19 protein-coding genes, 1 tRNA gene and 1 other annotated feature are annotated in these 20,935 nt (G+C 39.4%); of the genes, 12 read left to right on the top strand and 8 right to left on the bottom strand.

Features of this window, described 5'->3' with window-relative positions:
- Window positions 1-53 precede the first annotated feature (53 nt).
- The 4 genes from HPT25_RS02080 to HPT25_RS02065 all read left to right on the top strand — a co-directional run bounded on the left by HPT25_RS02080 (window position 54) and on the right by HPT25_RS02065 (window position 5,767).
- Window positions 54-1,427, top strand: a complete 1,374-nt coding sequence (locus tag HPT25_RS02080; RefSeq protein ID WP_173059239.1) for a putrescine aminotransferase — start codon at window positions 54-56, stop codon at window positions 1,425-1,427.
- 143 nt (window positions 1,428-1,570) lie between these two features.
- Entirely contained in the window at window positions 1,571-2,932 is a 1,362-nt protein-coding gene (gabT, locus tag HPT25_RS02075) for a 4-aminobutyrate--2-oxoglutarate transaminase (protein ID WP_173059236.1), read from the top strand.
- A 43-nt stretch (window positions 2,933-2,975) separates the two neighbouring features.
- On the top strand, window positions 2,976-4,397 hold the full coding sequence (locus tag HPT25_RS02070) for an NAD-dependent succinate-semialdehyde dehydrogenase (protein ID WP_173070803.1): 1,422 nt from the start codon (window positions 2,976-2,978) through the stop codon (window positions 4,395-4,397).
- 239 nt (window positions 4,398-4,636) lie between these two features.
- Window positions 4,637-5,767 (top strand): HAD family hydrolase, encoded by a 1,131-nt coding sequence (locus HPT25_RS02065; protein ID WP_173059233.1) that lies wholly within the window; start codon window positions 4,637-4,639, stop codon window positions 5,765-5,767.
- 174 nt (window positions 5,768-5,941) lie between these two features.
- On the opposite strand, the gene serA is transcribed toward HPT25_RS02065, so the two are convergent.
- Window positions 5,942-7,585 (bottom strand): phosphoglycerate dehydrogenase, encoded by a 1,644-nt coding sequence (gene serA / locus HPT25_RS02060; protein ID WP_173059230.1) that lies wholly within the window; start codon window positions 7,583-7,585, stop codon window positions 5,942-5,944.
- Window positions 7,586-7,773: 188 nt separating this feature from the next.
- Window positions 7,774-7,988, bottom strand: a binding site (T-box leader).
- Between the two features lie 355 nt (window positions 7,989-8,343).
- Between serA and HPT25_RS02055 the strand changes: the two genes are divergently transcribed.
- From HPT25_RS02055 to thrB, 3 genes are read left to right on the top strand one after another with little or no spacing between them, the layout of a single operon-like run.
- A complete protein-coding gene (locus HPT25_RS02055) occupies window positions 8,344-9,633 on the top strand; it encodes a homoserine dehydrogenase (RefSeq protein ID WP_173059227.1) in 1,290 nt (429 codons plus the stop codon).
- A 2-nt stretch (window positions 9,634-9,635) separates the two neighbouring features.
- Window positions 9,636-10,706 carry a threonine synthase gene (thrC, locus tag HPT25_RS02050; protein ID WP_173070801.1) on the top strand — a complete coding sequence of 357 codons (1,071 nt, stop codon included), beginning with the start codon at window positions 9,636-9,638 and terminating at the stop codon, window positions 10,704-10,706.
- On the top strand, window positions 10,693-11,610 hold the full coding sequence (gene thrB, locus HPT25_RS02045) for a homoserine kinase (RefSeq protein WP_173059224.1): 918 nt from the start codon (window positions 10,693-10,695) through the stop codon (window positions 11,608-11,610). Before thrC ends, thrB begins: the two co-directional genes overlap by 14 nt.
- Before the next feature lie 103 nt (window positions 11,611-11,713).
- Here the strand turns inward: thrB and HPT25_RS02040 are convergent, their stop codons facing one another.
- Complete coding sequence (locus HPT25_RS02040; RefSeq protein WP_246277118.1) at window positions 11,714-14,140, bottom strand: GGDEF domain-containing phosphodiesterase; 2,427 nt, start codon at window positions 14,138-14,140, stop codon at window positions 11,714-11,716.
- 187 nt (window positions 14,141-14,327) lie between these two features.
- Entirely contained in the window at window positions 14,328-14,471 is a 144-nt protein-coding gene (locus HPT25_RS02035) for a hypothetical protein (RefSeq protein ID WP_173059218.1), read from the bottom strand.
- 141 nt (window positions 14,472-14,612) lie between these two features.
- Between HPT25_RS02035 and HPT25_RS02030 the strand changes: the two genes are divergently transcribed.
- On the top strand, window positions 14,613-15,362 hold the full coding sequence (locus HPT25_RS02030) for a glucose 1-dehydrogenase (protein ID WP_173059215.1): 750 nt from the start codon (window positions 14,613-14,615) through the stop codon (window positions 15,360-15,362).
- A gap of 23 nt (window positions 15,363-15,385) precedes the next feature.
- Here the strand turns inward: HPT25_RS02030 and HPT25_RS02025 are convergent, their stop codons facing one another.
- Window positions 15,386-15,685 (bottom strand): spore coat protein, encoded by a 300-nt coding sequence (locus tag HPT25_RS02025; RefSeq protein WP_173059212.1) that lies wholly within the window; start codon window positions 15,683-15,685, stop codon window positions 15,386-15,388.
- A gap of 13 nt (window positions 15,686-15,698) precedes the next feature.
- Window positions 15,699-15,887, bottom strand: a complete 189-nt coding sequence (locus tag HPT25_RS02020) for a hypothetical protein (RefSeq protein WP_173059209.1) — start codon at window positions 15,885-15,887, stop codon at window positions 15,699-15,701.
- A gap of 140 nt (window positions 15,888-16,027) precedes the next feature.
- On the opposite strand from HPT25_RS02020, the gene HPT25_RS02015 reads away from it, so the two are divergent.
- The 3 genes from HPT25_RS02015 to HPT25_RS02005 are packed head-to-tail and all read left to right on the top strand — an operon-like array spanning window position 16,028 to window position 17,761.
- On the top strand, window positions 16,028-16,237 hold the full coding sequence (locus HPT25_RS02015; protein ID WP_173059206.1) for a spore coat protein: 210 nt from the start codon (window positions 16,028-16,030) through the stop codon (window positions 16,235-16,237).
- Window positions 16,238-16,250: 13 nt separating this feature from the next.
- Window positions 16,251-16,610, top strand: coding sequence for a spore coat protein (locus tag HPT25_RS02010; RefSeq protein WP_376767901.1), 360 nt, complete (start codon window positions 16,251-16,253; stop codon window positions 16,608-16,610).
- Window positions 16,611-16,624: 14 nt separating this feature from the next.
- On the top strand, window positions 16,625-17,761 hold the full coding sequence (locus HPT25_RS02005; RefSeq protein ID WP_173059203.1) for a zinc-dependent alcohol dehydrogenase: 1,137 nt from the start codon (window positions 16,625-16,627) through the stop codon (window positions 17,759-17,761).
- A 43-nt stretch (window positions 17,762-17,804) separates the two neighbouring features.
- Here the strand turns inward: HPT25_RS02005 and HPT25_RS02000 are convergent, their stop codons facing one another.
- Window positions 17,805-19,133, bottom strand: a complete 1,329-nt coding sequence (locus tag HPT25_RS02000; protein WP_173059200.1) for a 6-phospho-beta-glucosidase — start codon at window positions 19,131-19,133, stop codon at window positions 17,805-17,807.
- A 197-nt stretch (window positions 19,134-19,330) separates the two neighbouring features.
- Between HPT25_RS02000 and HPT25_RS01995 the strand changes: the two genes are divergently transcribed.
- Window positions 19,331-20,068 (top strand): MurR/RpiR family transcriptional regulator, encoded by a 738-nt coding sequence (locus HPT25_RS01995; protein WP_173059197.1) that lies wholly within the window; start codon window positions 19,331-19,333, stop codon window positions 20,066-20,068.
- On the opposite strand, the gene HPT25_RS01990 is transcribed toward HPT25_RS01995, so the two are convergent.
- On the bottom strand, window positions 20,069-20,647 hold the full coding sequence (locus HPT25_RS01990; protein WP_173059194.1) for an RBBP9/YdeN family alpha/beta hydrolase: 579 nt from the start codon (window positions 20,645-20,647) through the stop codon (window positions 20,069-20,071). It abuts the gene before it with no gap.
- A gap of 170 nt (window positions 20,648-20,817) precedes the next feature.
- Window positions 20,818-20,890, bottom strand: a tRNA-Ala gene (locus tag HPT25_RS01985).
- Window positions 20,891-20,935 lie beyond the last annotated feature (45 nt).

The following is a 20,935-nucleotide window of genomic DNA, read 5'->3' as shown; positions in this document are numbered from 1 at the left end:
GCGGAAATCAACGGCCTGGTTTAAAAAAGACTAAATTAAAAGGAGAATATTTTATGAGTATCGATCTATCACAAGAATTAAAAAATGAACAGAAGAAAAATGTTACTGATTACATTAACAAGGTTTTAAGTTTAATAGAAAAAGATGAAGTAACTACTGAAGATGCGGCATGGATTACAAAAGAAACAGTCGATGGTTTCCGCGAACACGTCAACCCCGGATTCCTTACTTACCGTAAATCTGTTACAAAAGACGGTCAGTTTGCTGCAGTTGAGTGGTCTGATAATGGATCATGTTTTAAAGATGTTAATGGAAAAGAATATATTGACTGTTTAGGCGGCTTCGGTATTTATAACGTTGGACACCGGAATCCGAAAGTTGTAAAGGCAGTAACGGATCAGTTAAAACACCAAGCTCTACACAGCCAGGATCTTCTTGATCCGCTTCGTGCCATGCTTGCAAAAATTTTAGCGGATATTACACCTGGAGATTTAAAATATGCCTTCTTTACCAACAGTGGTACAGAAAGTGTGGAAGCAGCATTAAAACTTGCCAAAATGTACAGCGAACGCACTACGTTTATTTCTACAACTCGTGCGTTCCATGGAAAAAGCCTTGGCTCCTTATCAGGTACTGCAAAAGGTATGTTCCGTAAACCGTTCCTTCCATTAATTCCTGGTTTCCGTCATGTGCCATATGGCGATATTGACATGATGAGAAAAACGTTCGAAACATGTTCGTTAGTTGGCGAAGATGTAGCAGCTGTAATCCTTGAGCCGATTCAGGGGGAAGGGGGAATTATTCTTCCTCCGGAAGGTTATTTGAAACAAGTTCGTGAACTTTGTGATCAATTTGGCGCCTTGTTAATTTTTGATGAAGTGCAAACAGGAATGGGCCGTACAGGTAAAATGTTTGCTGCTGAATTGTATAATGTTGTTCCAGATATTATCTGTCTTGCGAAAGCCTTTGGCGGCGGTGTTATGCCTGCGGGCGCCGTTGTGGCAAAAGAAGAAGTATTCAAGAGCTGGTTCCCAAATCCGTTCATGCATACAACGACATTTGGCGGAAATCCTCTTGCATGTGCTGCTGCTATTGCAACGATCGGCATTTTATTAGAAGAAAACCTGCCTGAAAGAGCAGGAGTAGTGGGTGAGTATTTCTTAAATAGTTTAAAAGAGGCTGCTAAAGGGCACGAAGATTTAGTTTTGGAAATTCGCGGCCAAGGCTTGATGATTGGTATCGAATTCCATAAGGATGAAATTGGCTATGAAGTGTCAAAAGGCATGTTTGATCGCGGTATTCTCGTAGCCGGTACCTTGATCAATTCCAAAACCATTCGCATTGAGCCGGCATTGACCATTAGCTATGAAGAAGTAGATAAAGTTGTCAGCACATTTAAAGAAGTTTTAGCGCTTGTAAAAGGTTAAGAGCACACTTTTTATAGATTTTGTTAATATGATGCTTTTACAAAGGCAATCGGCACTTTTTTGCCGATTGCTTCAATTAACTATACAGCCGGATATGGAAACAGTTTGTACTGATTTACCAGCCAAGGAAGGGGAGCAGGAAAGTGGAAAAGAAATATGTTAAGCTCCAAACGGAAATACCTGGACCAAAATCAAAGGAAATATTGGAGCGCCGAAATAAATATGTCCCAAAAGGGGTAAGCAATAACAGTCAAGCATTTGTGAAAAAAGCAAATGGAGCACTTGTTGAAGATGTTGACGGCAATATATTTATAGATTTTGCCGGTGCAATTGGGACAATCAACGTTGGTCATTCACACCCAAGAGTAGTGAGAGCCCTGCAGGAACAAGCCAGTCAATTTATCCACACTGGTTTCAATGTCTTGATGTATGAATCATATATTACTCTAGCAGAAAGGCTTGCTGAACTGGCTCCTGGGGATTTTGATAAACAGGTTGTATTCTTTAACAGCGGTGCGGAAGCGGTAGAAAATGCTGTAAAGATCGCAAGAAAATACACAAAACGTCAGGGGATCATTTCTTTCACAAGAGGGTTCCACGGAAGAACCTTAATGACGATGACCATGACAAGCAAGGTGAAACCTTACAAGTATGAATTCGGTCCATTTGCTCCAGAGGTTTACCGCGCTCCGTATCCATATGTTTATCGCCGCCCGGATGGAATTAGCGAACAGCAATATAGCGATATGATTATTGAACAATTTGAACAATTTTTAGTAAGTGATGTGGCACCGGAAACAATCGCTGCCGTGGTAATGGAGCCTGTACAAGGAGAAGGCGGTTTTATCGTGCCAGATATCGCCTTTGTTCAAAAGGTTCGAGAAATTTGTACAAAATATGGAATTTTGTTAGTTGCCGATGAGATCCAGACTGGTTTCTCTCGGACAGGAAAATATTTTGCTATTGAACATTTTGGTGTGGTACCTGATTTAATTACCATTTCTAAGTCTATGGGGGCAGGGGTGCCAATCAGCGGTGTCATTGGAAGGAAAGAAATCATGGATTCTGCACAAGCTGGGGAAATTGGCGGCACCTATTCCGGAAGTCCACTTGGCTGCCGAGCTGCACTAACTGTTTTAGATATTATTGAAAGTGAAAACCTCAATGAGCGTTCTCAAAAATTAGGGGAAAGAGTAATGGAGAAAATGCAGCTTTTAGCAGAGCGTTTTCATTGTATTGGGGATGTACGCGGCCTTGGATCTATGTGTGCAATGGAAATAGTTAAAGACAGACAATCGAAAACTCCGGATAAAGAAGGGGTTGGAAAAATTGTCAAGGCAGCTGGTGAGCGCGGACTTTTATTATTGAGTGCAGGCATTTTCTCAAATGTGATCCGTTTGCTTATGCCGTTAACGATTACAGATGATCAGCTGGAAGAAGGATTGGATATTCTCGAAGAAGCGTTTGAAGCAGTTTATGGTCATGCCGTATCGGCTGGGAGGTAAAATTAGAATGGATACATTGAAAAAGAATTATCAAATATTCCCTATGTATATAAATGGAGAATGGGTTGGCAATAATTATGAATTGCTTACAGAAGTAGTAAACCCGGCTACGAAAGAAATAATTGGAGCAGTTCCAACCGGAGGTGCTCTTGAAGCAACAAGTGCAGTTGATGCTGCCCATCGTGCTTTTAAAACATGGTCGAAAAAAACAGCTGAAGAACGTTATCAGCTTTTATATAAATGGTACCAGCTAATCGATGAAAACAAGCTGGAAATAGCTAAAATTATGACCATGGAACAGGGGAAACCATTAAAAGAAGCACTCGGAGAAATGCAGTACGCAAACAGTTTCATCTCTTGGTATGCTGAAGAAGGAAAACGGATTTACGGTGAAACTATTCCTGCATCACATACGAATAAGAGAATTCTTGTAAGAAAAGAACCTGTTGGTGTAGTAGCTGCGATTACTCCTTGGAATTTTCCAGCAGCAATGATTACCCGCAAAGTAGGACCGGCAATGGCTGCAGGATGTACTTGCGTGGTAAAGCCAGCGAATCAAACGCCGCTGACAGCATTGAAAATGGTGGAACTTGCTCATGAAGCTGGAATTCCTAGCGGTGTTATCAATGTCATTACCGGTAAATCCTCAGAAATTGGTGATGCTTGGTTGAAGGATCCTCGTGTATCTAAAATTACTTTTACAGGATCTACGGAAGTTGGAAAAATGTTAATGCGGGGAGCAGCGGATACGGTGAAAAAGGTTTCGTTGGAACTTGGAGGAAATGCTCCATTTATCGTTATGGACGATGCCAATTTGGAAAAAGCGGCGGCCGGACTCGTTCAATCAAAATTCCGCAATGCAGGTCAAACCTGTATTTGTACAAACCGGGTATATGTACAAGAAGGAGTAAAAGAAAAGTTTATTAAACTTTTCCAAGCAGAATTAGAAAAGCTTAAGGTCGGTAACGGACTTGAGGAAGGGACGGATATTGGACCGTTAATTGACGAAGCTGCCTATAAAAAAGTGGATTCCCTAGTTAAAGATGCAGTCAGCAAAGGCGGTACGGTAACATATACTGGTCTCAAGCCTGATCAAGAGAACGGTCACTTCTATGCACCCACTATCTTAACCGATGTTCATGATGATATGGAATGTATGAGAGATGAGATTTTTGGCCCGCTGGCACCAATCTCTACTTTTAAAACAGAAGAAGAAGTAATTGAACGTGCTAATAATTCATGCTTTGGGCTAGCTGCCTATGTATATACGGACAATTTAAGCAGAGCATTTAGAATAACAGAGCAGCTTGAATATGGAATCGTTGGCCTTAATGACGCGCTTCCTTCTGTGGCCCAAGCTCCATTTGGAGGATTTAAAGAGAGCGGTCTTGGACGTGAAGGCGGCCATTTCGGCATCGAAGAATTCTTAGAGGTAAAATATATTTCGATTGGGTTAGATCTTTAAATGATATAATTCGTTCGAAAGCCTTACTGGGGGGTCAGGCTATTCGGGTGAAAGCCGTTGAAACTGTCAATGTATTCATAGCATTGATAGATTTCAGTGGCTTTTTTGCTTTTTCTTAAGACTATTTTAGGGGGCATCCAATTTATTTTTCAGTATTATTTAAATAATTCCTTTAAGCATAGTGCATTACTGTGATACGATAATGTATAAAAGTTTAGCAGGAAATGAGGTTTGGGAAGTTGATTAATACGATATTATTTGATGTCGATGGAGTCCTTCTTAGCGAAGAACATTATTTTGATGCCTCCGCACTGACAGTTTGGGAAATGCTGATCAGCTGCAATTATCTGGCGCTGGCACCTGAAAAACTAAAAACCAATTACACCGAAACCGAAATAAAAGAAATTCGAAGCCTTGTCTTCCAAAACGACGAAACATTGAAACTAATGAAATCGCGCGGCCTTAACGCCAATTGGGATATGATCTATCTAGTATTCAGCCATCAACTTATTCACCTATTAGCTCAGATTAAAGAGATGGAAATGGATAATATTAGAAAGTGGTGTCAGGCACCAATAGATCGGGAAAGTTTACTTGAAATTGGGAGAGTGTTGAGTAATTATAATGTGAAAATGGATTTCACTTTGTTTGAGAAGGATTTTTCTCGTTCGAATGTGATGAAGCAGGAGCTGCTGGGTTATTTAAATGAGCTTGCTTATGAGAAGCTTGGGGTAAAAACAGATATCTTTAAAAAGGGAGAGCTTTGGACGATTTGTGAACATGTTTCCCAGGAATGGTATGTAGGAGATGATAATATTCTTGAATCTACTGGCAGGCCGTCAGTTCAGATGGGGAAATCAGGCTTTCTAGCAAACGAGACAACATTAGCCCCTAGGGAAGAAATCGCCGCCCTATTTCAAGGCTTGCTTTCTGCCGGTTATAGAATTGGAATTGGCACTGGGCGTCCAAAACTTGAAACCATCCAGCCTTTTAAGCATTTAGAATGGCTGCTATATTTTGATGAAAATCACATCGTCACGGAAGATGATGTTTTACTTGCAGAGAAAGAGCAACCGGAGAGCAGCCCACTTTCCAAACCGAATCCATTTCCCTATATTATGGCGAATAAAGGAAAATCTGCATCGGTTGCGGACTGTTTAAAGACGAAGCTGCCGCTCGAAAATGGGGAGTCCATCTTGGTAGTAGGCGATTCTCTTGCCGACCTATTGGCTGCTAGAAAAATGGGAGTACGGTTTGCCGCCGTGTTAACCGGCTTGTCTGGTCAGGATGCCAGAAAAGAATTTGAAGAGCATCGAGCTGATTATATTTTGGATTCTGTCCTTGATGTGGCACGGATTTTAGAAAAATAACCGATTAATTGAAAAGAGGAAAAAAGATTCTACAGTCCTTGAGTGTGAGTTTCATCATTTCATTTTGCCAACGGCTTTTCCAAGAAAACTAAATTAGAACGATAAAGGCACACAAAAAAGCAATGCAATTTCAGATCCAGTAGAATCCGAAACTGTATCGCTTTTTTATGTTTTTTAAATACTTTCCACTTTATGCGGCTCTACCCGTTCAGACGCAAATGTTTCAACATTTTCGAGCTCCAGCAGCTGTGTTTCTTTAATACCCTCAATACGTTCAATTGCACGTAATACTTCATTTTCTACTGTTTTATCAAGTGTTAACACCATGATCGCCTCGCCGCCAATTTCTGTTCGGCCAACTTGCATGGTACCGATATTGATTTGGAAGTCGCCTAACAGGGAGCCGACCTTGCCGATCATTCCAGGAACGTCATGATGTTTTATATATAATAGGTACTTTTCCGGTTTAATATCAATTCGATATTGATTAATCTTCACAATGCGTGCACCGTAGCCATTTAATACAGTGGCACCGATTTTAGCTGTTTCATTGCTTTGTGAAACGGAAAGCTCCAAATAGTTGGCAAAGCCTTTATTAGTTGCATTTTTTTGGACATTATAAGGGACGCCCTGTTCCTTCAAAAGATGAAGCACATTTATGAGATTAACAGAATCGCTTAAATGATAGGATAGAATCCCCTTGAGTATTGTACGTGTCAATAGTTCAGTATCTTCATCAATTAGGTCCCCATAATAATTGATTTCGATTTTGGTTGGGGCCTGTTTGTTTAACAATTGGACAGCAAGCTGGCCTACATGATCGCCAAGCAATAAATATGGCTGTAGCTTTGCCTGTGTTTCCCCGGACATTTGCGGCATATTAACAGCATGCTGAATATTCTTAGCTTCTAAAATTTCTATAATTTCTGCACTGACCTCTTGAGCCACTTTTTCCTGTGCTTCAACTGTTGAAGCACCAAGATGCGGTGTGACAACGATGTTCGGATTCTGCAGTAATTCTGGGTCTGCCACAGGTTCTTTTTCAAACACATCTAATGCTGCTCCTGCAACTTGACCTGATTGAATAGCGCGAACTAATGCTTTTTCGTCAATAATGCCGCCGCGGGCACAGTTGACAAAGCGGACGCCTTTTTTAGTTTTTTTGAAAAACTCTTCATTAATGATTCCTCTTGTATCATTTGTCAGCGGGGTGTGAATCGTAATAAAATCAGATTCTTTGGCAATTAAATCAAGGCTTGCTTTTGTCATGCCAAGCTTCTTGGCACGTTCTTCTGTTAAGTAGGGGTCAAAACCTAAAATGTTCATCCCAAAGGCTTTAGCCCGTTTAGCTACTTCAGTTCCGATCTTACCCATACCAACAACACCAAGTGTTTTTTTGTACAACTCCACCCCTTTGAAAGAGTTGCGGTCCCAATCACCGCCAGCCGTTTTTTGATGGGCTTGGGGAATTTTTCGGGCTAATGCCAGCATCATGGCCAATGTATGTTCCGTTGCTGCGATCGTATTTGCTCCTGGCGCATTAATAACGATAATTCCTTTCCGTGTCGCTGCATTTACATCAATATTATCGACACCAACCCCAGCTCTGGCAATTACCTGCAAACGGTGAGCTGCTTCAAGCAATTCTGCTGTTACCTTTGTTTGGCTGCGAACAATCAAGGCATCATATTCGCCAATAATGTTTTTTAATTCTTCAACAGGAAGTGTTGGCTGACGATCCACAATAAAATTAGGATGTTCCAATAAATCTTTTAAACCTGTTTGGCTAATTCCATCTGTTACTAATACTTTATACATTTAAAAAAACCTCCTGAACTATTTTTATGAAATATTAAAGGATCCTTTTTATACGCATGAAAACCTTCTGATTTTGAAATTCTCGCCTATTAATAGTTTGGTGGATGCACTCCTTTCAAATTTTAATAGACAAATCATTTCGTTTTACTAAATAAAAAACGTCCCTCATAACAGACAATGGTCATGTTATGAGGGACGTGTGATCACGTGGTACCACCCTCTTTTGCTGTCCATTTGAAAAGGACAGCCTCAAGGCTTTTAACGGTTTTTGCCGGGCGTGCCTACTATTAATTTTCAGCAGCCAGTTCAGAAGTGCTGGGCCTTTTAAGGAATAACACCGGTTCACAGCAGCCACCGGCTTTCTGAAGTTATTGCTTAATGCCGTCTTCATCATCACATTTTGATATATTTTAAATTGAGTGAAATTTCGAAATTGAATATAGGGATTATTCTACATCCTCACCTTCGGACTGTAAAGGGATAAAGGAGAAAAAATTCTTTTAAATTTTTAAAATTTTTCTTCAGAAATTTTGAAATCAATAGCAGCAATATAGTAAACGGTTTCATGGTTTTTTTGTGTAAAACATATCTATTGTAAAAAAATAAAGAGAAACATATAATGTCTACAACAGGAATACATTTGTACACGTCAAGAGGACATTTCAGAAGTGTGAAAAAAGGGAAGAAAATTATATAATGTCTTTAATAGTGATACAATTGTATACAACGAGAAGCCGATTTTTACGGGAGGGGAAAAGATGAAAGCAATCTCAATAGGATTATTAGGATTAGGTACTGTCGGTGCAGGTGTTATTCAGATCATTAAAAATCATCAAGATAAATTGATGCACCAAGTGGGCTGTCCAGTAATCATCAAAAAAATCCTTGTACAGGATATAAATAAAACGAGATCTATTGAAGTTGAAAAGGAATTATTAACATCAAATGCTGATGAAATACTAAATGATAAGGAAATCGATGTAATCATTGAGGTCATGGGTGGAGTTGGAGCGACAAAGGATTACTTAATCAATGCACTTAGACAAGGTAAACATGTGGTAACAGCAAATAAAGATTTGATGGCACTGCATGGTTCAGAGCTGTTAACCGTCGCTTCCGAACATGGCTGTGATTTGTTCTATGAAGCAAGTGTAGCCGGTGGTATTCCGATTTTAAGAGGGCTTGTTGATGGACTTGCTTCAGACAGAATTACACAAATGATGGGGATTGTAAACGGAACGACCAATTATATTTTAACGAAAATGAGCAATGAAGGACGTTCATATGACGAAGTGTTGAAGGAGGCACAGGCACTTGGATTTGCCGAAGCCGATCCAACTTCTGATGTTGAAGGCCTTGATGCAGCCAGAAAAATGGCAATCCTAGCTACATTAGGATTTTCTATGCACATTGATCTAGAGGATGTAGAAGTCAGCGGTATATCGAACGTTACAGAAGAAGATTTACGTTATGGAGAGCAATTGGGCTATACCATGAAATTGATTGGTTATGCTCACCGCGAAGAGGAAAAAGTGGAAGTCAGTGTAGCACCGACATTCTTGTCTGATAACCATCCGCTTGCTTCAGTACAAAACGAATATAATGCAGTTTATGTATACGGAGAAGCTGTAGGAGAAACGATGTTTTATGGGCCTGGTGCAGGTAGTCTGCCAACAGCAACGGCTGTAGTTTCCGATTTAGTGGCTGTTATTAAAAATCTTAGACTTGGGGTTAACGGCCGAAGTGCTGTAACACCTCAATATTCAAAACAGCTCAAGGATGATGGGGAAAAGTTTTCTAAGTATTTTTTGCGTATCCATGTGCAGGATGAGGTAGGGGTATTTGCTGAAATTACTTCTATTTTTGCAAAGCACGGAGTCAGCTTTGAAAAAATTTTACAGCTGCCAATTAAGAAAAACGAGACTTCCGAAATTGTTTTGGTTACCCATAGATCTTCACTAACAGATTATGATCAAATTTTACAAAAGTTAACGGATCTTGATGCAGTAAAAGAAATAAAAAGTGCTTATAGGGTTGTGAGGAATTAATGATGAGATGGCCAGGGTTATTGGGGGCTTATAAAGAGTATTTACCTATTACAGAACAGACGCCAACACTGACATTAAATGAGGGGAACACTCCGCTAATCAAGCTCGAAAGGCTGTCAGAAGAATGGGGTGTTGAACTGTATGTGAAAGTAGAGGGGGCAAATCCGACTGGTTCCTTTAAAGACCGCGGCATGGTGATGGCTGTTGCAAAAGCGGTCGAAGAAGGAAGTAAGACCGTGATTTGTGCCTCTACGGGGAATACTTCGGCAGCAGCAGCTGCCTATGCGGCTCGAGCTGGTATAAAGTGCATCATTGTTATTCCTGAAGGGAAAATTGCCTTGGGCAAGCTGGCACAGGCAATGATGTATGGCGCAGAAATTATTTCGATCGAGGGGAATTTTGACCAAGCATTAAAAATGGTTCGTAACATAAGCAAAGAAGAGCCAATCACCCTAGTTAACTCTGTGAACCCTTACCGTCTTGAAGGGCAAAAAACGGCTGCATTTGAAGTTTGTGATCAGCTGGGGGCCGCTCCTGAAATTCTTGCCATTCCTGTAGGTAATGCAGGTAATATCAGTGCATACTGGAAGGGATTTAAGGAGTATAACAGCGATAAGGAGACGGGACTTCCTAGAATGTTTGGGTTTGAAGCAGCAGGTGCAGCAGCCCTTGTTCATAATCGTGTATTTGAAAATCCCGAAACTATTGCCACTGCTATTCGAATCGGCAATCCTGCAAGTTGGGACTTAGCCGTAGCGGCAGTTCAAGAATCCAATGGCCAATTTGATGAAGTTAGCGATGAAGAAATTTTAGCAGCGTATAAAAAATTAGCTTCCGCTGAGGGAGTTTTTGCTGAGCCTGCTTCTTGTGCCTCTATTGCCGGCATTTATAAAAGTATTCAAAATGGAAAAATAGCCAAAGGTACGAAAATAGTAGCGGTTTTAACTGGAAATGGACTGAAAGACCCTGATACTGCGATCAAAAGCAGCCTTGTCAAGCCGGTTCATTTGCCGAATGATGAAGAAGCCGTAAAAGAACATATTCGAGGGGTTGTATTGCATGCCTCTAAATAATCGATTAATCATCAAGGTCCCAGCAAGTTCTGCGAACCTTGGCCCGGGATTTGATTCCATTGGCATTGCCTTGGATTTGTATTTAACATTAGAGATTGAAAAAAGTGATCGCTGGGAGATTTTTTCCGATTCTCCGGAATTAAAAGATCTGCCTCGTGACGAACAACATTTTATCTGCCAAATAGCCATTAAAACGGCAGAAAAGTATGGAAAGGTTTTACCTCCATGCAAAGTAAAGCTGGAAAGCGAAATTCCTTTAGGCCGTGGACTGGGTTCTAGTGCCTCCGCCATAATTGCCGGTATTGAACTTGCGGACATCGTTGGAAATTTAGGTTTGACAAAGGAGGAAAAGCTTCTTCTGTCAACCGAAGAGGAGGGGCATCCGGATAATGTCGGTGCTTCGCTTTACGGGGGGCTCGTAGTTGGATGTTATCAGCAAAATGAAGTAGACATGCTTTCGTTTACTGATCTTCCTATAGAAGCAGTTGTTGCCATTCCCAAAGAAATTTTATTGACTAAGGATTCACGAGATGTTCTCCCGAAAACTTTTACACAAGGTGATGCTATTCAAGCTTCATCAACGGCCAATCTATTAGTGGCTGCACTCCTAAGTGGAAATTGGGAGCTGGCTGGTAAAATGATGGAACGCGACCGCTTTCACCAGCCTTTCCGTAAACCATTAATTCCTTTTTATAGTGAAATTGAGATGTTGGCAAAAGAATACGGTGCCTTCGGCGTGGCGTTAAGCGGTGCAGGGCCAACCGTCATTTGCTATATCGAAAAAGGCAGCGGAAAACAGCTTGTGCATGAATTGCAGACAAATTTCCCTGAAATGACCGTTAAGCTCTTAAATATTGATTATACTGGATGCTCTGTATACGAAGTGGAACAATTCCTTAAATAAAAGGTTTTGTACAAGCACAATGTCGATGATTTCCCTTGTGTTTTCAACTGCCACATTTAAAGGAAGCTAAAGAAAAAATGGGCAGCAGTTCTCAGCAGCTGCCCTATTTCATTTTTTGAAATCTTGTAAACTCATCCTTATTTAATGGTTTGCTAAATAAATATCCTTGCATTTGAACACAATTCTTGGATAATAAAAATTCCTTTTGATAGTTCTTTTCAACTCCCTCAGCAATCACATTTAGGTGCAAGCTTCGGGCGAGATTGATGATCGCCTCTGGAATCTCCGAATTTCTGTAATCCTCTGTGATATCCATAATAAATGATTTGTCTATTTTTAACGTATCGATTGGCAGATTGCGAAGGTAGCTTAAGGACGAATATCCAGTTCCAAAGTCATCAATTGAAATGGAAATACCTAAATCTCTTAAGTATCTTAGTGAATCAACAATTTCCGATGAATTGCTTAAAAGTATGCTTTCTGTAATTTCTATTTCAAAATTTTGCGGTGCCAGTCTAGTCCCATCCAGAATTTCCTTCACTCGTTTGACCATATAATGCGGCTCTTGGAATTGACGAGCTGAGAAATTGACAGAAACGGATAGCGGATGACTTCGATCCTGGTTCCATTCACTAACTTGATGGCATGCCATAGTCATTACGAATTCCCAAAGTGGATGAATTAAACCAGTATCTTCCGCAATGGGAATAAATATCTCCGGTGAGACATTTCCTAATTCTTCATCTGTCCATCTTAATAAGGCTTCTGCCCCTAATAGTTCGCCTGATGCAACATTTATTTTAGGCTGATAGAAAACGGCAATTGTTTGGTTTTCAAGTGCTTTCCTTAAACGCGCTTCATAAAGTGGTTTGTCGATCGTTGTTTTGAGCAGCTGGTCGGAATAGAAAACTACTTTATTTCCTCCCATTTTTTTCGCTGCGTACATGGCCAAATCGGCGTATATGAATAGAGAATCTAGATTTTTTGTATGATCAGGATAAAGGCTGATTCCACAGCTTGCTCCAAGGTAGAACTCGTTTCCATCCAAAATATAGGGCTTTTTTAGGCTTGCAACTACAGCTTCGGCTGCAATTATGGCTTCTTCTTTTGAAACATTCACTAATAAAATGGTAAATTCATCGCCGCCCTGCCTTGATATAATATGACGGTCCTCATCAGGTAAGCAAAGCTTAATCCGATCCGCAATAATCTTTAAGATTTGATCACCTTTGTTATGCCCAAATGAATCGTTAATCTCTTTAAAACGATCCATATCAATAAACAAAACAGATAATGGTTCTCTAGTTTGATTGGCATGTTCGATAATAGGAGATAACTTCTCCTGAAAATATCGTCTATTTAACAATCCTGTTAAAGGATCATGAAATGCCTGGTATTCAATTAATTGTTTACTTTCTGTCAGGTCACTGACAAAAGATTGTAGATGTCGGGAGAGAGCATTTACATTTTCTGCAAGAAAACCTAATTCATCTTTTCTAGTAATGTGAAGAGTTTTCCCAAAGTTCCCTTGAGCAATTTCATTTACTTGTTGGGCAATATAAGCAATTGGCTTTGTAATGGAGCGGGAAAATATAAAACTAACAATTAATACGACAATCATTATGGCGATTGAAAGGAGAATATGTACTTGTAATTCATGGTTTAGTTCTTGCTGAATTAAGCCGTAGTTATATACGATTCCAATGACAAATGGCTCATCATTTGATGGGAAGACAGGTACAAATGTTTTGATAATATTGTTCCCTTTTAGATGATCCTTGTAAGATTGGATATTTTTTGTCTGTATTGATTTTTTTATATAGTCAGCGTCCTTTTTATAGCTCTTAAACTGGTACGAGCCATACCAAATTGGCTGGTCGGATATTTTGATATAGATATTTCCATTTAAATGAACAAATTCTTTCTTTTTGCCGAAATTTTTTGGGTTAAAAACGGTAAGTTCCAAGACTCCTGGATCTTTTGTAAAATCTTGAATAATTTTTTCTGGTCCGAATCGCTTTTGGTACTCTAACACTTTATCGTCCCGAAAAAAAGGATCGATCATATAATTGGTCGTACCGTCATAATAATAGCCCCATTTATCCACATGTTTTGGGTTTGAAGATGCAATTTCAATTGGACCTGACCAATAGTGAGGCAATGTCAATCCTTTACCAACTGATACTGGAACAAGTGCAAATATCTGTTTGAAAGCATCGTACCAATACCCCCAATCCTTTGTTGACATATTTAGTTCATTTACCTCAGAGGATCTTACGCCGATAATGTCATTACTTGTTTTTGCTAATAATGTGATATGGGAAACACCGACTTCTGCAGCCAATTTTTTTAACTGATCATTTGTAATGGCATGATAATCGGAAGGAAGTGCTTGTTTAATAGCAATTGCTGCGATTCGTAAATCTCTCCCAAGAATATTTTCTACGTATAAAGAGCCTTTTTTGGTATTTTTGACTTCAAATGAAACTTCCTTCGTGATCATTGAAATTTCTTTGTTATTATAATTCAACAGCTGATTTTTTGAACGAAAGTAATGAAAGGCATTGTTGATTAACAAAATGAGAAAAACAAGCAAACAAAAAATGAGTGGAAGTTTTCTTTTGATGGACAATGACAAAACACTCCAATTAGCTGTATACACCTTTTATTTAAAAGGTGTATACAGCCGATAGTTCCCATTAATACTTTAAATGTGATTATCCTTTTAGTCCATGCAGCCACTCCTGATAACACTCATCGCAAAGCAATTCATCTCTTTCTTGGTCAGAAGAAACAAATGAAACATAATGGATCTCCCTTTCTTCCATTTCATTCATGCAATAGAAACATTTTTTTGACATGTTTAATCCTCCTTTGGATATATAAATGATAGTTTAGTTTCCTCAAATAAGTTGTGGATTATTACAAAAAAATCCAATTTCGTTGAAGCAAGTTTTCCAATGGGGGTAAAATATCTATATAAATTGAAGGGGAGGAAGACAATGAATTTCTCTAATAAGGTAGTTATTGTGACTGGTGCAGCGAGCGGGATCGGCAGAGGAATTGCAACAGCTTACGCAAAAGCTGGTGGCAAAGTAGTTGTGGCGGATATGGATAATGCTAAGGGTAATGAGACCGTTCTGTTTATTCACAGCCAAGGAGGGAAAGCGCTGTTTGTCCCAACGGATGTAAGAAAGGAAAAAGACATCATTCAGCTGTGTGAAAAGACATATCAAAGGTTTGGAAAAATTGATATTTTAATTAATAATGCCGGAAAAAGCGGATTTACTCCCTTTTACGAACTAACAGCGGAACAATGGGATGATGTTATGAATACCAATTTACGCAGTGTCTTTCTCTGTTCAAGGGAAGCAGCGAAATACATAAGAAAAAATGAAAACGGCGGATCCATTGTTAATATTGCATCTACAAGGGCCCTAATGTCTGAACTGAATTCTGAAGCTTATGCGGCATCCAAGGGAGGCATTGTGGCAATTACCCATGCATTAGCTGCTTCCTTAAGTAATGACAGGATCACTGTCAATGCGATTTCTCCAGGGTGGGTCCATACGGGTGACTACGATGAATTGACATCAATTGATCATGCACAGCATTTGTCAAAAAGAGTAGGAAAACCGAGTGATATTGCCCGTGCCTGTATGTATTTAACGGCAAAGGAAAATGATTTTGTAACAGGAGTAAATTTAGTTGTTGATGGTGGAATGACTCGGAAGATGATATATGAAGAATAAGAGAGGATGCTTGACACCCTCTCTTATTTTTCTGCAAGGTTCAGTGCTGTTTCAGATACAGAAAGGTCAAGCTGCAGCTGCTCACTTAAGTTGTGGGGATGATAATATCCTTTAGCCATCATATAGTTGGTGATCTTTTCATGTGTGGCAATGGCGTCATTCAGCTGTTCGCGCAAGGCGGCCTTTAATTCAAGTGTTGTGGTTTCCGTAATAGCTGCCGCATAATTTCTTACTCCTGCTTTTGCTGAAATCAAAAAATCTGTTGCAATCACTTGATCGGTCATTCCGCCCATTCCCATGAGGTTTTGAATTAACGAATTCATCTAATCTCCTCCTCTAAGTTAAAAACCGCTGTATTTCTTCGATATGGCCCGATCCAATTGCGGCATCTTCTAAAAGGATCGCTTTGAGTTCTTCATCTTGAGCTAGCCCGCTCATTGTGGCTGCTTTCGTTAAACAAAGATTTTTAAAGGCTAAAAGTTCATGAAGCTCTAATGTTTCATGTAAGGCTAAAAACTTGGACATTTTATCTGCTCCTAATAGGCAAAGTGTTGTTTCATTTTATGTTTTCTCTCTCCACTGCCTAATATTCCATAATAACTGTTGAATAAAAGGAAAAGAAAATAGGGGAAATTATAAATGGTTGAAATGGAGGAGGTGTTTACATGGATATAGAAGGTCTGGCTCTTCATGAAACAATGGAAACACATGAACTTCTTAACTTTAAAACTGTTAGCTTGCTAAAATCCAAGCTGATGCAAGGGATTTGTTTTGATAATGATCTTAAAGCGTTAATGGCAAAAGACGTAAAACAATCCATCCATGATATCAATGAACTGATGAATTTTTATAAACAAAGTCAGCTTTTTCAATAAAAGAGGTGAAATAGTGGAAGATTATTTAGATCCCAGAAATGCTGAAGGAATGCCAAATTTGATGGATTCGGCGATTGCAATGGATTTTTTACTTGGTGTTAAAACAGGGATTCGTAATTATGGGTTTGCAATGACAGAGACGGCAAATTCTGAACTTAGACAAGTTTTACATAAACAGATGGAGTCTGCCATTGAGTTGCACTCTGAAATATCCGAGTTAATGATCAAAAAGGGGTGGCTGCATCCCCATAATATGAAAGAACAATTTCCAATCGATTTAAAATCGGCCGAGACTGCCATTCAAATTGCCGAGTTAAATCTCTTCCCAAAAGATACGGACCGTCTTGGCATGTTTGCCACACCAAACCAATAGAAGGAGAAACTTGTATGAAAGCTGTTACATACCAAGGCATAAAGGATGTACAGGTAAAAGATGTCAAAGATCCTTCCGTAAAAAATGCCGATGATATTATCGTGAAAATTACCTCTTCTGCTATTTGTGGCTCCGATTTACACTTGATTCATGCGTTGATTCCCAATTTGCCTGTAGATTTCGTAATTGGGCATGAACCGATGGGCATCGTAGAAGAGGTTGGACCGGAAGTAACGAAATTAAAAAAAGGTGACAGAGTTATTATTCCGTTTAATGTAGCTTGTGGTCATTGCTGGTATTGCACTCATGATCTAACAAGTCAATGTGATAACGGTAATCCCCATGGTCAAGGGGCAGGTTTTTTTGGTTATTCGGAAACGACTGGCGGTTATGCTGGTGGACAAGCTGAATATATGCGAGTTCCCTTTGGAAATTTTACGCCTTTTAAAATTCCAGATAACTGTGAAGTCCCAGACGAGAAATTGGCATTACTTGCTGATGCTGTTCCAACAGCGTACTGGAGTGTGGATCACGCGGGTGTAAAAGATGGAGATACAGTGATTATTTTAGGCTGCGGACCAGTGGGTTTATTAGCCCAAAAGTTCTCTTGGTTAAAAGGGGCAAAGAGGGTAATTGCTGTTGATTATGTAGGATACCGGCTAGAACATGCTAAACGAACAAATAAAGTGGAGATTGTTAACTTTGAAGACCATGAAAATGTTGGAGATTATTTGCTGGAAATTACAAAGGGGGGGGCTGACGTTGTCATTGATGCAGTAGGAATGGATGGAAAAATGACACCGTTGGAATTTTTAGCTTCAGGCATGAAACTTCACGGCGGAGCAATGGGGGCCATCGTCATTGCCAGCCAAGCCGTCCGAAAAGGCGGAACGATTCAGATAACAGGTGTTTACGGGGGCAGATATAATGGCTTTCCACTTGGAGATCTTTTCAACCGGAATGTAGATATAAAAACAGGGCAGGCTCCTGTTATTCCCTATCTGCCTTATTTATATAACATGATTAATGAAGGTAAGATCGATCCTGGCGACATCATTACACACGTGCTTCCGCTGGATCAGGCAAAACATGGATATGAAGTATTTGATACGAAACAAGAGGATTGTATAAAAGTAATTTTAAAACCATAAAACAAGAAGGCTCTGATATTGTTTACATCAGAGCCTGCTTTAATTATGCTTCAACAGCTGAAAAAAATTGTGGCAAGTATTCTTTATGAGCTTCAAGCATCTCATCTAAAATTTGTTTCGCAATTTGATCAGAAGGTACTAAAGGATTTATGGTCATTGCCAATAGCGCCGTATTGTAATCGCCTGTGACCGCTGCTTCTGCAACAACTCGCTCAAAAGATTTAATTTGTTGCACAAGTCCTTTAGCGGCAACTGGAAGATCACCGACAGAAATTGGTTTAGGACCTTCTTTAGTGATGACACAGTTAACCTCAACAGCTGAATCATCAGGGATACTGGCAATGGCCCCATTATTTCTTGTATTAACAGGCTGAATATCGCGTTTGTCGTTATAAATGGAATTAATCAGATTGCAGGCTGCATCGGAATAATATGCACCGCCGCGTTTTTCCAATTGTGGCGGTTTAACAGCTAGATCTGGATTTTTATATAGTTCAAACAATTCTTTTTCAACTTGTTTTACCACTTCGGCACGAGTACCTTCTTCATTTGCTGCACGCATTTCGTCCTCTAGCATTTCACTTGTTTTATAGTAATAACGGTGATATGGGCAAGGGATGGCTTTAAGTCCTCTAATGAATTCAGGTTCCCAGCCAATGTTTTTAATATTTTTCATCGTCATAGAATTGTCAGGGTTTGCCATTAAATCAATTACTTTATCCATAACACTGACTCCATCAACATATACATTTAAACCATAAACCATATGATTTAACCCAGCAAAATCAATTTGAACTCTTTCAGGTTCTACCCCGAGCATTTCAGCGGTTCTCATTTTTATACCAACAGGAACATTGCATAAACCAACCACTTTTTTAATATTGCTGTAGCGAAGCACGGCTTCGGTCACCATTCCTGCTGGGTTTGTGAAATTGACGAGCCAAGCATCAGGACATAATTCTTCGATGTCTTTGCAAATATCTAAAATCACCGGAATCGTTCGTAGTCCTTTAAATAATCCGCCAGGCCCATTTGTTTCTTGTCCAATCACATTGTATTTTAAAGGAATTCTTTCATCCTTTGCCCGGGCGTCAAGCAGGCCGACACGAAACTGAGTAGTAACAAAGTCAGCGTTTTTTAAAGCTTCACGGCGATCAAGAGTCAAATGAACTTTGATTGGCAGGCCGGCTTTTTCAACCATCCGTTTAGCCAGATTTCCCACAATGTTCAACTTTTCTTGGCCTGCGGGAATATCAACCAGCCATAACTCACTGATTGGAAGTTCAGTATAGCGTTTAATAAATCCCTCTACAAGCTCGGGAGTGTAACTGGAACCCCCGCCGATTGTTACGATTTTAATGCCGTTATTCATGTTAAGCACCTCCGGTTATTGATAGACCACATTTGTTTTCTACATTAAAAATGGTACAGCGGAAATAAAAAGGAGTAAATAACATCAGAAGATATTGGAAAGATTGACAACAGATAATATTTGTTACACGAAAGTAACACCCTGTTTTTTAATGTGGTAGAATTGAAAGGAGAGAGACCTTTTTAGGAGGAGTTTGCTTGTTTTCAAATGATGTCATTGCTTCTTTTAATGATTTGGAAGTTGCACTGTATGATTATATTTCGAAAAATAGTGATAAAGTGATCTATATGAGAATTCGTGATTTAGCAAAAGAAACCCATGTTTCCACCTCGACGATTTTGCGTTTCTGCCGGAAAGTGGATTGTGAGGGTTTTTCAGAATTCAAAGTGAAGCTTAAGCTTTTATTAGATAAGAAAGTGGATATTCAAATCAAAACAATGGACCATTCACTGGCAGAATTTATGGAACGGACACTTAAAGGAAGTTTTGATGAAAATATCCATGAAGCGGCAAAACAAATTGCCCAATCAGACAGTGTGATCTTTATTGGTACTGGAAGTTCTGGGATTTTAGCAGAATATGGCGCCCGTTATTTTTCAAGCTTGGGGAAATTTTCGATGTATATTAAAGATCCGCATTTTCCAATTCAATCGAATTATTTAAAAAATAGTGCCACCATTGCCTTGTCAGTCTCAGGAGAAAATCGCTTTACTGTTACTCATATAAATCGATTGAAACAAGAAGGAAGCAAAATTATCAGTATCACGAACAACAAGCAATGCACCATTTCAAAAATCTCTGATATAAATATTTCGTATTATGTAACAGAGGAATGGTATAACCATTCTAATATTACTACTCAAATACCGGTTGTTTACATATTGGAGGCAGTGGCAAGAAAAGTACATGAACTTACAAAAAAGAGTGATACTTAGTTATATCACTCTCTTTTTCATATGGTCTTTAAAAAGACACTTCTCTAAAATCCAATCCCATCTGCCATGTCCAGATTCAACATTAATGTGTCCCATATTAGGGAAAACAATGGATGGAACTCCAATATTCATATAATATTTTGCATCGGTAAGACTGCAGTATGGATCATTGGAGGAATGAACAAATAATGTTTCATCGGCTGTTCTTGTTAAGTTGTTATTTTTCAATGGCACAGGAAAAAAAGAGTTCGCTGCTTCAATCACGTTTTGGGGGGATGGTGGTGCCACCATAATGACATGTTCCGCAATCCTATTATTTTGGATTGATGTAAAATGAAGCCATAAAAGGCAGCCTAAGCTATGTGTTATGACGGTTAAAGGCTGATTTTCAGGAATGGTCTTCATAACAGTGCTTAATTCTTCAATCCATACTTGTTTATCTGGGGAATCAACATTAGGAAAAACTGGGTAAATGACATGGTGGTTTCTTTCTGCAAGTTCATTGGCCAACCATGTTTGCCAGTGATCCGGACCGCTTCCTCCTAGGCCGTGCAGGATAAGAAAACTTTGTTTGCTCATGTATGTTGCCTCCTTTAAAAATTTATTCCGAGTAATCATCTGGGTATTATATGAATTATAACTTTTTTAGCTATTTGGTGCAACCAATTTCTATCTGTAAAGTCCAAATAATTAAAAAAATGTCACAAACAGAAAAACCCTTTGCAATTGCAAAGGGTTTACATAATTTATGGAGACTATCGGGATCGAACCGACGACCTCTTGCATGCCATGCAAGCGCTCTCCCAGCTGAGCTAAGCCCCCAAATCATAGGTACATGAGAAATTATATCTGTATTTTTAAATTCTT

This window comes from Neobacillus endophyticus, assembly GCF_013248975.1.
Classification (GTDB): domain Bacteria; phylum Bacillota; class Bacilli; order Bacillales; family Cytobacillaceae; genus Neobacillus; species Neobacillus endophyticus.
Note: the sequence above shows the minus strand (reverse complement) of the source record. Positions and strands in the feature narration are given on the sequence as shown.